Source organism: Muriicola sp., assembly GCF_041567615.1.
Taxonomy (GTDB): Bacteria; Bacteroidota; Bacteroidia; order Flavobacteriales; family Flavobacteriaceae; genus Muriicola.
In genome coordinates this window covers 1-12,960 of sequence record NZ_JBFGBM010000062.1, presented here as the reverse complement: position 1 = coordinate 12,960, position 12,960 = coordinate 1, and the positions used below count along the sequence as shown (strand labels likewise).

At 51.1% G+C, this 12,960-nt stretch carries 10 protein-coding genes; 9 read left to right on the top strand and 1 reads right to left on the bottom strand.

Annotated elements, in window-relative coordinates; translation table 11 throughout:
• The first annotated feature begins 138 nt into the window (after positions 1-138).
• From ABYP73_RS06025 to ABYP73_RS06000, 6 genes are all read left to right on the top strand, one after another.
• The gene (locus tag ABYP73_RS06025) at positions 139-1,848 is read left to right on the top strand and encodes a phospho-sugar mutase (protein ID WP_372945033.1); all 1,710 of its coding nucleotides are present in this window, start codon (positions 139-141) and stop codon (positions 1,846-1,848) included.
• Complete coding sequence (locus ABYP73_RS06020; protein ID WP_372973746.1) at positions 1,848-3,671, top strand: ABC transporter ATP-binding protein; 1,824 nt, start codon at positions 1,848-1,850, stop codon at positions 3,669-3,671. The genes ABYP73_RS06025 and ABYP73_RS06020 overlap by 1 nt, the downstream gene beginning before the upstream one ends.
• Before the next feature lie 116 nt (positions 3,672-3,787).
• On the top strand, positions 3,788-4,330 hold the full coding sequence (locus ABYP73_RS06015; RefSeq protein ID WP_372973745.1) for an RNA polymerase sigma factor: 543 nt from the start codon (positions 3,788-3,790) through the stop codon (positions 4,328-4,330).
• Positions 4,331-4,363: 33 nt separating this feature from the next.
• A complete protein-coding gene (locus tag ABYP73_RS06010; protein ID WP_372946199.1) occupies positions 4,364-4,888 on the top strand; it encodes a hypothetical protein in 525 nt (174 codons plus the stop codon).
• Positions 4,872-5,312 (top strand): hypothetical protein, encoded by a 441-nt coding sequence (locus ABYP73_RS06005; protein WP_372946200.1) that lies wholly within the window; start codon positions 4,872-4,874, stop codon positions 5,310-5,312. Before ABYP73_RS06010 ends, ABYP73_RS06005 begins: the two co-directional genes overlap by 17 nt.
• A 106-nt stretch (positions 5,313-5,418) precedes the next feature.
• The gene (locus tag ABYP73_RS06000) at positions 5,419-5,766 is read left to right on the top strand and encodes a DUF6515 family protein (protein ID WP_372973744.1); all 348 of its coding nucleotides are present in this window, start codon (positions 5,419-5,421) and stop codon (positions 5,764-5,766) included.
• Positions 5,767-5,837: 71 nt separating this feature from the next.
• On the opposite strand, the gene ABYP73_RS05995 is transcribed toward ABYP73_RS06000, so the two are convergent.
• Positions 5,838-6,866 (bottom strand): WD40/YVTN/BNR-like repeat-containing protein, encoded by a 1,029-nt coding sequence (locus ABYP73_RS05995; protein ID WP_372973743.1) that lies wholly within the window; start codon positions 6,864-6,866, stop codon positions 5,838-5,840.
• A 70-nt stretch (positions 6,867-6,936) separates the two neighbouring features.
• Here ABYP73_RS05995 and ABYP73_RS05990 point away from each other — a divergent pair, with 70 nt between their 5' ends.
• From ABYP73_RS05990 to ABYP73_RS05980, 3 genes are all read left to right on the top strand, one after another.
• On the top strand, positions 6,937-8,148 hold the full coding sequence (locus ABYP73_RS05990) for an RsmB/NOP family class I SAM-dependent RNA methyltransferase (RefSeq protein WP_372973742.1): 1,212 nt from the start codon (positions 6,937-6,939) through the stop codon (positions 8,146-8,148).
• 128 nt (positions 8,149-8,276) lie between these two features.
• A complete protein-coding gene (gene purL, locus ABYP73_RS05985) occupies positions 8,277-11,942 on the top strand; it encodes a phosphoribosylformylglycinamidine synthase (protein WP_372973741.1) in 3,666 nt (1,221 codons plus the stop codon).
• A 157-nt stretch (positions 11,943-12,099) separates the two neighbouring features.
• Positions 12,100-12,960 (top strand): long-chain fatty acid--CoA ligase (locus ABYP73_RS05980; RefSeq protein WP_372973740.1); only part of this gene is annotated, 861 nt, incomplete at its 3' end.

Here is a 12,960-nt window from a genome sequence, read left to right as displayed (position 1 = left end):
TGGCCGGATTCCTGGGGGAGATCATGGTGCGATCCAAAAAGAACGAACCCCGCTATACGGTTTCCGGAGAAATAAACCTTGTGCCCAGGGTAAAGGAATATTCTTCTTAAATTTACACGGATTTCCAACACAGTTTCCATGAATGACATCCTAGCTACCGCCAAAACCTGGCTTACCGATTTTTTTGATCCTGCCGTTAAGAAAGAGATACAACACCTCATCGAGAACGATCCGGAGGAATTAAAGGACAGGTTCTACAAGAATATGGAATTCGGAACAGGCGGAATGCGGGGTGTGATGGGAGCAGGCACCAACAGGATCAACAAGTACACCCTGGGAAAAAGTACTCAGGGACTGAGCAACTACCTCCGCAAGGTCTATCCGGACACCCCTCTGAAGGTCGTGATCGCGTACGACTGCCGTCATAACAGTGACACCCTTGCCCGTACTGTGGCCGAGGTGTTTTCGGCCAACAGGATCAAAGTATATCTCTTCTCAGAACTCAGGACCACACCGGAGCTTTCCTTTGCCGTCCGCTATCTGGGATGCCATGCCGGGGTAGTACTCACCGCCTCTCACAACCCGCCGGAATACAATGGCTACAAGGTCTACTGGACCGATGGAGGGCAGATCGTCCCACCCCAGGATAAGGAGATCATAGGAGAGATCAACAGCCTCAGTGTGGAAGACGTGAAGTTCGAAGCGGATGAATCTTATATCGAGCTCATAGATAAAGTTGTGGACGAGGCATTTATCAATGACTCCGTGCAAAACGGGAATTTCGATGCCCCGGGAAAGGAAGACTTTTCCATCGTCTTTACTTCCCTCCACGGCACCTCCATTACGGCTATCCCGGAAGTACTGAAAAGGGCCGGATATAAAAAGGTGACCATCATAGAAGAACAGGCCGAACCGGACGGGGCATTCCCCACTGTGGTTTCCCCTAACCCGGAAGAGCCGGAAGCCCTTACCCTGGCGATGAAAAAGGCGGAGGAGATCGGGGCAGACATGGTGGTGGGAACGGACCCTGACAGTGACCGGCTCGGCATCGCCGTGAGGAACCTCGAAGGCGATATGGAATTGCTGAATGGGAACCAGACCATGGTGCTGATGACGAAATTTTTGCTGGACCAGCACCAAAAGAAAGGATTCAAAGGCAATGAGTTCATCGCCTCCACCATCGTATCGACGCCCATGATGCAGGACCTGGCCGATGCCTATGGCGTGGAGTGCAAGACTTCCCTGACCGGATTTAAATGGATCGCGAAAATGATCGTGGATTACCCAAAGCAACATTTTATCGGAGGGGGTGAAGAGAGTTTTGGATTCATGGTAGGCGATTTCGTTCGGGACAAGGACGCGGTCACCTCGACCCTGCTGGCCTGTGAGATCGGGTCTATGGCCAAGGCCGCGGGCAGTTCCTTCTATCAGGAACTGATCAAATGCTATGTGGAATTCGGATTTTATAAGGAAAAACTGGTTTCACTGACCAAGAAAGGGATGAGTGGTGCAGAGGAGATCGCACAAATGATGCAGGATTACAAGGTGAATCCCGTCAAATCGCTTGATGGTTCCGAGGTGATCACCGTAGACGATTACAACACCTCCACCTCCACTGACCTCAGGACGGGCAAGGTCACCCCCATCCCCCTGCCGAAGTCGAATGTCCTGATCTACACCACGGCAGACGGTACGCGCATGGCGGCGAGGCCTAGCGGTACAGAGCCTAAGATAAAATTCTATTTCTCGGTGAATGCAGGGCTGGAAAATGCAGCCGATTTCAAAAAGGTCAACGAGACCCTGGATAATAAATTATCTCGAATCCTGCACGAACTGAACCTGGACTGATGAACTACTTCAGAAAGATCCTGCGTTTTGCGGTACCCTACCGGAAATACGCCTTTCTAAATATCTTCTTTAACCTCCTGTACGCCCTGTTCAGCGCCCTTTCCTTTGCGGCTTTGATCCCTATGCTGGACGTGCTTTTCAAGCAAACCGAAAAGGTATATGACAAACCCGTCTACACGGGTATCGGCAACCTGAAAGACTATGTGCAGGAATACCTGAGTTACCGTCTCACAGCGTATTCCGAATCGGATGAAATGCAGGCACTCGTGCTGGTGATCGGACTTGTTCTCATACTCTTCCTTCTCAAGAACCTCTTTAATTACCTGGCGATGTACTTCATCACCTTTCTCAGGAATGGGGTACTGAGGGACATCAGGAACAAGATGTACCGCAAGATCACGGAGTTACCAATCGCCTTTTATTCCGAAAAGCGGAAAGGGGATGTGATCGCGAGGATCACGTCAGACGTGCTGGAGATACAGCATTCCTTCCTCTCCATCCTGGAGCTGCTGGTAAGGGAACCGCTGACCATCCTTTTCACCATCGCCGTGATGTTCTTTATCAGCGTGAAGCTCACCGTATTCGTCTTTATCTTTATCCCCCTGGCTGGGATGATCATTTCCCGCATCGGGAAATCCCTGAAAAAACAATCAGACCGGGTACAGCGGGAACAGGGGGAATTTCTCTCTATCGTGGAGGAAACCCTCGGGGGCTTGAGGGTGATCAAGGCTTTTAATGCCGAGTCGCGATTTTACAAGGTTTTCAGTGCGTCCACAGAACGGTTTTTCCATTACTCCAACAAACTCCTCAACCGCCAGAACCTGGCGAGTCCGACCGGTGAATTCCTCGGCATCGTCGTCATTGGAGTGCTGTTGTGGTTTGGGGGAAAGATGGTCCTGGTCGACAAGACCCTGGATGCTTCCTCCTTCATTGCCTACATGGGGCTGGCCTACAACATCCTCACCCCGGCTAAAGCCATAAGCAAAGCTTCCTACGGGGTGAAGAAAGGAAATGCCGCGGCCGAACGCGTCCTGCAGATCCTCGAGACGGAAAACCCCATTAGGGATGCAGAGGATGCCCGGGATAAAACCGAATTTCAATCGGCCATCACCCTGGAAAAGATTTCGTTCAAATACGAAGAGGACTGGGTGCTGCAGGACTTCAGCCTGGAGGTTCCCAAAGGCAAGACCGTGGCCCTGGTGGGGCAGTCGGGTTCCGGGAAAAGCACCATCGCCAACCTCGTCACCCGATTTTACGACGTTGACCAGGGGGAGATCAAGATCGACGGAGTCAATATCAAAAGGCTGTCACAGTGGTCTTTGAGGGGGCTTATGGGACTGGTCACCCAGGAATCTATCCTTTTCAATGATACGGTGCGCAACAATATTGCCCTGGGCAGGGAAAATGCGTCTGAAGAGGAGATCGTGGAAGCGGCCAAGATCGCCAATGCCCACGAATTCATCACCCAGCTCCCCAAGGGGTATGATACCAATATAGGCGACAGCGGAAACAAGCTGAGCGGGGGACAAAAGCAAAGGTTGTCCATCGCCCGTGCGGTTCTTAAAAACCCTCCGATCATGATCCTGGATGAGGCCACTTCCGCCCTCGATACAGAGAGCGAGCGCCTGGTACAGGACGCCCTGGAGAAACTCATGGCCCATCGTACCTCCCTGGTGATCGCCCACCGCCTGTCTACCATACAGAAAGCGGATACTATTGTGGTTTTGGAAAAAGGGAAAATCCTGGAAACCGGCACTCATGAAGTTCTGATGTCCCAAAAGGGCGTTTACCACAAGTTGGTGGCCATGCAGTCCTTTGACTAAAGACGGAATAAGGCTGCCCTGTGATTCGGTCTTAAAATTGCTAAATTTAGCGCTGAACGGCCTTCGGATTAAACCATTGGCGCGAAACGCCGTCTTAGGGAAATAACAGACTAACTTTGATCGCTGAAGAAACCTTAGTTCGAGAACTCAAGCAGAAGGAGACCCAGGCCAAAGCTTTTGAGGTACTCATCAACACCTATAAAGAACGCCTGTACTGGCATATCCGGAGGATAGTCCTGGACCACGACGATGCCGATGACGTATTGCAAAACACCTTTATCAAGGTTTTTCGGAATATCGAAAAATTTAAGGGTGAAAGCAAGCTGTACTCCTGGATGTACCGAATTGGCACCAATGAGGCCCTGAGCTTCCTCAAAAGCAAATCGAGGAAATTGGGGGTGAGCAGCGATGAACTCATTGAGAGAAAGGCAGAAAACCTTCAGGCCGATGTGTATTTTGAAGGGGACGCCATACAATTGAAATTGCAACAGGCCATCGCGCGCCTGCCTGAAAAACAGAAGCTGGTCTTTAATATGAAGTACTATGAAGAGATGAAATACGAAGAGATCGCCGAAATCCTGGACACTTCGGTAGGCGGATTAAAAGCCTCCTACCACCTGGCCACTAAAAAAATTGAGGCCTTTTTAAAATCGGATTAAACCCTTGACAGTGAGCACCGTCATACCTGAGACATGAAAAAGATACCTAAAAAGAACGGTTTTACAACACCCCCGGGATACTTCGAGGGCCTGTCTGAACGTATCCTGAACAGATTGGAGGAAAAGGATACCTCGGCCATACCTTCGAAAGAGGGATTTAAGGTCCCCGAGGGTTATTTTGACCGCTTGGAAGAGAAGGTCCTGGACAAAACCCTGCAACGGGAAACAAAGGTCTTTACCCTGAAACCCTTCCGCCCTTTCCTCTACGCGGCAGCCGCTGTAGCCATTCTTTTTGTGCTGGTCATAGGGTTAGAGAAAAATAACACGGGGACACCAACTTTTGAGGATCTGGCCCAGGCCGAGATCACCCAGTATATAGAATCCCGCGACCTGGAACTGAGCAGCTACGAACTGGCCGAGGTGCTGCCGGTATCCGAACTGGAGATCGGTGATTTCATGGAGACCCCAGTAGACCAGGAAGAGATCCTGGATTACCTCGAGGATTCCATAGACGATTTGGACGAATTAAATATCGAAACACATGAAGAGTATCAGTAAACTATTTATCCTGGCCCTGCTCCTGTCCTGCACCTTGAGTTTTGCACAGACCGGGTCGGGTATGGACAAGATAAAATCCCTGAAGATCGCCTTTATCACAGAGAGGTTAAGTCTCACCAGCGATGAGGCAGCTGTCTTCTGGCCCGTTTACAATGAACACGAGGCGGCCATGGAGGAACTCAGGTTACGGGAAAGGGATGAGATCCGAAACCGGCTGCAGGATTTCCGCAACATGTCGGATCAGCAGATCCAGAAACTGATGGACCAGTACCTGGCATTACAGGAGGAACGCAACCGGAAGAACACGGCTTTTTTAAAGCGGATGGCGAACCTGATCTCAGCGAGGAAGACCTTTTTACTGATCAAGGCTGAGGACGATTTCAAGAGAAGGCTGCTGCAGCAGATCAGGCAAAGGAGGCAGTAGGTATAAATCGACAAATAGCATTGAAAAAGGGGCGATCGGCCCCTTTTTCTATTAAACCCCCGGCTTTTTCTTCAGTCTTAGAGATGTAACCCATAAAAAAACTGTTATGAAAAAGCTTAGAATTCTATTGATCGCAGTAGCCCTTTTAGGCGCCCTGAGTGCCGTGAATGCCCAGCGAGTGGTAAGGGCATACCCCAATCACGGAACGGTAGTGACCACTATTCACAAGCCCAAACTTGTGATTCACAGAGGAATACGCTATCACCTTGCAGAAGGGGTCTGGTACAAGGCAAGGGGGAGGAAATACGTGGTCTGTGCTGCCCCCAGGGGGATCGCGATCAAAACCCTCCCAAGGGGCCATAAGGTGGTCTTCGTCAAAGGAAGGAAATACTTTGCCTTCAGGGGCGTGCATTACCAGAGGACAGGCAGGACTTACAAGGTTGTTTATATATAAGTAGATTTGGGTTGACTTTTTAAACGGAGTCGTATGTTAGTCGGAAAAGGGCGGACCATGTCTGCCCTTTTTTATTGGAATTTCAGGCGAGATATCCGAAACTTACCAGCGGCATAGGCAATACTGTCATTGACAAACTTCAGGGTATAGAAAGGTTCTTCCGAAAGAGTTGACCACTTTTTCCCCCTGTCCGAAGAATAGGAGATACCTGAGTAAGAAACCGCCACCAGCCCCTGGCCTCCGCTCCCGGGAACGAATTGGACGCAGCTCGTATACCCCGGAATTTCTCCTTCCGCTAACAGCTCCCAGGTCCTGCCCCCGTCTTCGGTAATGGCCTTGTTCCCCAGGTTCCCATCGGGAGTCGTGTAATCCCCTCCCATGGCAATCCCTACTTCATCCGAGTAAAAATCAAGGGTATAGATCCCCAGGGTGGGTTCATCACTGCGAACAGGGGTCTTAAAGACCTCCCAGCTCTTGCCTCTATCAGGAGTATACCAGATCCGGCCTTCCGTGGTGCCTACCCAGGCCCTGTCCCCCACAATGGCAATATTGGTATTGCTGGCAGCAAAGGCCCCTTCGCCCGGGATCGTTTCCGGCAGGTCAGCACAGTCTATTTTATTCCAGGTAGATCCCCCGTCCCGGGTAATGAGCAGGGATAAACACCCTCCCATCTCATCTCCTGCTGCCAATCCTTCCTTTTCATTCCAAAAAGCCATGGCATCGTAAAATACGCCTTCCTCATCCTCTTTATACACCAACTCCATAAGTCCCTGATTCCCCGTTTTGAACAGGAGGGCCGGCCTCCCGGCCGAAAGCATAAAAAAATCAGATGAGGTATGCGCCACTGCCCGGAATTCCGGGTAAATAGTGTCGTACCGTTGTTGCTTGGCCCTGATCTGTCCGGTTTGCTGGTCGACTGTACCAAAAATCCCCCCGGTGCCTGCAAAAGCCACACTCCCATCCATCACTTCCAGGGCTCGTATGCTGACGGAATCCGTGAAGAGATCCGTAACCTTTACTGAGGTGAATGTTTTTGAAGACTTTGTTTGGGAACAACTGAAAAGCAGTATGGCCAGGGACAGGGTAATGAAGACTCGCATGGGTGATAATTTCATCAAAAATACAGGGAATCCTCTCCAAAACGATACCTTTGCGGTCTAAAATTTTCCCATGCGCCTGCACAGAAATCTTGTCTTTGCCGTGGTAGACGGACTGCATCTCATCTTCAATGAAGGAGTTTATGCCTCCAAGGCCGTGGAGCAAATCCTGAAGAGGGACAAGCGCTGGGGATCAAGAGACAGAGGATTCATCGCCGAGACCCTTTACGATATCGTACGCTGGAAGCGTTTGTACGCGGAGATCGCAGAGGTAAAAGAACCCTTTGACCGCGCCAACTTCTTTCGCCTTTTTGCCGTGTGGGCCGTCCTGAGGGGGATCGCCCTTCCCAACTGGAAACAACTGGAAGATACGCCTACAAGGCGGATCAAAGGAAGGTTCGACGAGCTTTCAAAGATCAGGAAATACCGGGAATCCATCCCCGACTGGATGGACGATCTCGGGATGAAATCCTTTAAAGAAGCTTTTTGGGAGAAGGAGATCCACGCCCTGAATGAACCGGCACCCGTGGTTTTAAGGACCAATACCCTCAAGACCCGTCTGCCCTTTCTCAGAAAACATCTGCTTGATGAGGGGATCGCATCGGATCCTATCCAGGGATATCCCCACGCCCTGGTCCTCAAAGAAAGGAGCAACGTTTTCGCCACACAGGCCTTCAAAGACGGACTCTTTGAAGTACAGGACGCCTCCTCCCAGCTGGTAGCCCCTATGCTGGAAGTAGAACCGGGAATGCGAGTGATCGATGCCTGTGCCGGCGCTGGGGGTAAGTCACTGCACCTCGCCGCCTTGATGGAAAATAAGGGTCAGCTGATCGGACTTGACATCTATCCGCAGAAATTGCATGAGCTCAAGAGGCGAGCTCGCCGCAATGGGGTCCACAACCTGGAGACCCGCCTGATCGAATCGACCAAAACGATCAAAAAACTGCACGAAAAAGCAGACAGGGTCCTGATAGACGCGCCCTGCACCGGGCTGGGAGTTTTAAGGCGCAACCCGGATACCAAGTGGAAACTCCAGCCTTCTGATCTGGACGGGATCACTCAGACCCAAAAACAACTCCTGGCAGATTACAGCAAGATGGTGAAACCCGGAGGCAAACTGGTCTATGCCACCTGTTCTATCCTGCCAAGGGAAAACTCCGAACAGATACATGAATTCCTGAATAGCCCTGAAGGAAACACTTTTGAACTCGAGAAAGAGCGCCATGTCTTTGCACATTCCTCAGGATTTGATGGTTTTTATATGGCCGCCCTCCATAGGAAATAGTGTTAAAGCCCCCCTGCTTTCTGAAGTAATGAACAACGCCCCTTGAAAACTGTTCCGGGCTGAAGGGCAAAAAGAAGCAGATTTAGTGTAAATTTGTGGCTTCATTACAAGCTGTTTAAACCTTCTACATGATCTATTTTTTCGGGGACCCCGCACACAAGGTATACGCACTGGAAACCCAAAGGGAATTGAGTGACGCGGATACGGAGAAACTGATATGGCTTTTTGGCAATCAACCCCTTTTGAAAACGGCGTCTCTCGACGCTTTTTTTGTTGGACCCAGGGCGGCCATGGTCACTCCGTGGAGTACAAATGCCACAGAGATCGCCCAGAACATGGGTATAGAAGGGATCAGCAGGATTGAGGAATTCCATGCGGTAAAAGAGGATTTCAGGGATTATGATCCCATGCTTTCCCAGAAATATAAAGGGCTCTCACAGGAGGTCTTTAAGATCTCGGTGGATGTTGAAGCCATCAAACCCATAGAGGATATCGCCGCCTACAATGCGGCTGAGGGCCTTGCCCTGAGCGAGGAGGAGATAGCATACCTGGAAAATCTTTCTAAAAAACTCGGCAGGCCCCTTACGGATTCCGAGGTATTCGGGTTTAGCCAGGTAAATTCGGAACACTGCCGCCACAAGATCTTTAACGGGGTCTTTGTGATAGACGGCAAGGAGAAACCTTCATCCCTGTTCAAACTCATTAAAAAGACCTCCCAGGAGCACCCCAACAGCATCGTTTCCGCATACAAGGACAATGTGGCCTTTATCAAAGGGCCGGAAGTAGTGCAATTTGCGCCGGCTTCTCCTGACAAACCCGACTTCTACAGGGAAACCCAATTCGATTCCGTTCTTTCCCTAAAAGCAGAGACTCATAATTTTCCGACCACGGTAGAGCCTTTTAACGGGGCGGCCACAGGTTCGGGGGGAGAGATCAGGGACCGGCTCGCCGGAGGGAAAGGTTCACTTCCCCTGGCCGGAACCGCCGTATATATGACCGCCTATTCACGCCTGGAAAAGGGTCACCCCTGGGAAGAGGCCATGAAGCCAAGACCCTGGCTTTACCAGACCCCCATGGACATTCTGATCAAGGCATCGAACGGGGCCTCAGATTTTGGAAATAAATTCGGTCAGCCACTCATTGCTGGTTCCGTACTCACCTTTGAACACCAAGAACACGGGAGAGTGCTGGGGTATGATAAAGTGATCATGCTGGCCGGCGGGATCGGATATGGAAAAGCCTCCCAGGCCCTGAAGGAAACACCCAAAAAAGGAGACAGGATTGTGATCCTCGGAGGGGACAACTACAGGATAGGCATGGGTGGGGCTGCGGTGTCCAGCGCGGACACGGGAGAATTCAGCTCGGCCATCGAACTCAACGCCGTGCAGCGATCCAACCCCGAGATGCAGAAAAGGGCCGCCAATGCCATCCGTGGACTGGTGGAGAATGATACCAATCCCGTTGTATCCATCCACGATCACGGGGCCGGGGGACACCTGAATTGCCTCTCCGAATTGGTGGAAGAAACCGGGGGTCTTATCGACATGGATAAATTACCCATCGGGGATCCCACCCTCTCTGCTAAAGAGATCATTGGAAATGAATCCCAGGAGCGTATGGGACTGGTCATCGGTGAAAAGGATTGCGGTTTCCTGGAGAGGATCGCCCAGCGGGAAAGAGCCCCTATGTATGAGGTGGGTGTGGCCACGGGAGATCAGAGGTTTACCTTTACCTCGGCAAAGAGGAATGAAAAGCCTATGGATCTAGAACTGGCAGATATGTTTGGAAGTTCTCCCAAAACGATCATGACGGATGAAACATTAGATCGCATCTATGACGACCCAGCCTATGACGTAAGGGATTTTAAAAAGTACCTCAGCGGGGTCCTCCAGCTCGAAGCTGTAGCCTGCAAAGACTGGCTCACCAATAAGGTCGACCGGTGTGTGGGAGGAAGGGTTGCCGTCCAGCAATGTGCGGGTCCGCTGCAACTCCCGCTTAACAACGTGGGCGTAATGGCACTCGACTTTAAAGGAATTCAGGGTGTTGCCACTTCCATAGGGCATTCCCCTATTTCAGGGCTTATCGATCCCGAGGCAGGGAGTCGAAACAGCATTGCGGAATCCCTGACCAATATGGTTTGGGCGCCCCTCGAAAACGGCCTTGATTCTGTATCCCTCTCTGCCAACTGGATGTGGCCCTGCCGTAACCCGGGCGAAGACGCCAGGCTGTACGAGGCCGTGGAAGCGGTCTCCGAGTTCGCCATCGCCCTGGGTATCAATGTGCCTACGGGAAAGGATTCTCTGTCCATGAAGCAGAAGTACGAAGACAAGGAAGTGCTGGCACCGGGAACCGTTATCATCTCGGCAGCTGCCCACTGCAGCGATATCCGCAAGGTAGTGGAACCGGTCCTGAAGACCAGAGGGGGTGATCTCTACTACCTCAACCTGTCGCAGGATGATTTTGCCCTGGGTGGATCGTCTTTCGCCCAGACCCTGAACAAAGTTGGCCAAAAGGCTCCTTCGGTAAAGGATGCAGCCTATTTCCGCAAGGCCTTCAACACCCTGCAAGGTCTCATTAAAGATGGGGATATCCTCGCGGGGCATGACGTGGCCTCAGGCGGACTCATCACCACCTTACTCGAGATGTGCTTCGCAGACAACCAGATAGGAGCTGAACTCGACCTTACCGCCCTGGGGGAAAAAGACACCCTCAAACTCCTGTTTTCAGAAAATGCAGGGGTGGTCTTCCAGGCCCGAAGTAGGAAGGTTGAAGAGGTCCTTGATAAAGAGGGGATCGCCTTCCAGCGGATAGGCTCTGTGGTCGCGACCCCCGAACTCAGGATCAGGAATGGGAAGGACAACCTACAGCTCGATGTGTATGAACAGCGGCAGATCTGGTACAGGACCTCCTTTTTGCTCGACTCTAAACAGACAGCGGGTGATCTTGCGAAACAGCGTTATGAAAACTATAAAAACCAGCCGCTGATCTATCGTTTCCCGGAGCGGTTCGGAGGCACGCTTCCCGAATATCAGGGGGCAAGGCCCAAGGCGGCGATCCTCAGGGAAAAAGGAAGTAATTCTGAACGGGAAATGGCCCATGCCATGTACCTGGCCGGATTCGAGGTGAAGGACGTACACATGACCGACCTGATCGCCGGAAGGGAGACCCTGGAAGACATTCAGTTCATCGGAGCTGTAGGTGGGTTCTCAAATTCAGACGTCCTGGGCAGCGCCAAAGGATGGGCCGGTGCCTTCCGTTACAACGAGAAGGCGAGACAGGCCCTTGAGCGATTCTTTTCAAGACCGGATACGCTGTCTGTCGGCATCTGCAACGGCTGCCAGTTGTTCATGGAACTGGAACTCATCAACCCGGATCACGATAGGCATGGCAAGATGACCTATAACGATTCCCACAAACACGAGAGCAGCTTCACCTCCGTGCGCATCGAAAAGAACCATTCGGTCATGTTATCCTCCCTGGCCGGCACTACCCTTGGGGTATGGATCTCCCATGGAGAGGGGAAATTTTCATTGCCCTACCCGGCAGACCGATATAGCATTGTGGCGACATACGGATATAACCAATACCCCGCAAATCCGAATGGAAGTGACCACAACGCTGCTATGCTGTGCGATCCTTCCGGCAGGCACCTGGTGACCATGCCGCATATAGAAAGGAGTATCTTCCCCTGGAACTGGGCCCATTATCCGGATAGGAAAGACGAGGTATCTCCCTGGCTGGAGGCCTTTGTCAATGCCAGAGACTGGCTCTTAAAACAGCATTCAGAAAAGTGATCTCAGTCAAATCTTTTAGATGTTATCTGATTTAAGAGAGGAATAGGGACCAACGGACCTATTAAGGATATCTGAAAAATTGGGGCCTAAATTTATCAATCCCGTTTTATAATCCCGCTCCCTTTTATTACTTTGCAAAGGTCATTACTGTCTCCCTATGCAAAGCATTACCCGCCTTTTCGAAATCCCCTATTATCAACTGGAGCATTTTCCTTTAGACAGGTGTCTGGTCACCAAATCCGATGGAGAATGGAAAGCCACTTCCACCAGCGAGTATATCCGTCTGGCGAATACGATGAGCAGGGCGCTATTAAAGCTCGGGGTGAAGGCAGACGAGAAGATCGCGATCATCTCCATGACCAACAGGACGGAATGGAACATTATCGATATTGCCGTCTTACAGCTAGGCGCCCAGAATGTTCCTATTTATCCGACCATTTCGGAAGAGGATTACGCCTATATCCTGAACCATTCCGAGGCCACCTATTGTTTTGTTTCCTGCACTGAGGTACTGGATAAGGTCAACAACATCAAAGCCCAGGTGTCCTCTCTCAAGGAGGTGTATTCTTTCGATGAGATCCCTGGCTGTAAACACTGGACAGAACTGCTTTCCATGGGTGAGGACACCCAACTGCAAGAGGAAGTGGAAATGCGCAAAGCCGACGTAAAGCCTGAGGACCTGGCCACGTTGATCTACACTTCCGGTACTACGGGTAGGCCAAAAGGGGTCATGCTGACCCACCACAACATCGTTTCTAACATCCTAGGCAGCCAAAGCCGGGTACCTTTCCAACCCGGTGGTAAGTCGCTAAGTTTTCTGCCCGTATGTCACATTTTTGAACGGATGATCCTTTATCTCTATCAATATTGCGGGATCAGCGTCTATTTTGCCGAGAATTTGGAAAAGATCAGCGATAACCTGAAAGAGGTGAAGCCCAATGTGATGACCGTTGTACCCCGGTTGCTGGAAAAGGTATACGACAAGATAATTGCGAAAGGGGCAGAACTTACCGGTATC

What these genes read in the sequence shown, in the direction of transcription:
- ABYP73_RS06025 (WP_372945033.1), top strand. Translation starts at nt 139, where the DNA reads ATGAATGACATCCTAGCTACCGCCAAAACCTGGCTTACCGATTTTTTT.
- purL (WP_372973741.1), top strand. Translation starts at nt 8,277, where the DNA reads ATGATCTATTTTTTCGGGGACCCCGCACACAAGGTATACGCACTGGAA.
- ABYP73_RS06000 (WP_372973744.1), top strand. Translation starts at nt 5,419, where the DNA reads ATGAAAAAGCTTAGAATTCTATTGATCGCAGTAGCCCTTTTAGGCGCC.
- ABYP73_RS06010 (WP_372946199.1), top strand. Translation starts at nt 4,364, where the DNA reads ATGAAAAAGATACCTAAAAAGAACGGTTTTACAACACCCCCGGGATAC.
- ABYP73_RS05995 (WP_372973743.1), bottom strand. Translation starts at nt 6,866, where the DNA reads ATGCGAGTCTTCATTACCCTGTCCCTGGCCATACTGCTTTTCAGTTGT.
- ABYP73_RS06005 (WP_372946200.1), top strand. Translation starts at nt 4,872, where the DNA reads ATGAAGAGTATCAGTAAACTATTTATCCTGGCCCTGCTCCTGTCCTGC.
- ABYP73_RS06020 (WP_372973746.1), top strand. Translation starts at nt 1,848, where the DNA reads ATGAACTACTTCAGAAAGATCCTGCGTTTTGCGGTACCCTACCGGAAA.
- ABYP73_RS05990 (WP_372973742.1), top strand. Translation starts at nt 6,937, where the DNA reads ATGCGCCTGCACAGAAATCTTGTCTTTGCCGTGGTAGACGGACTGCAT.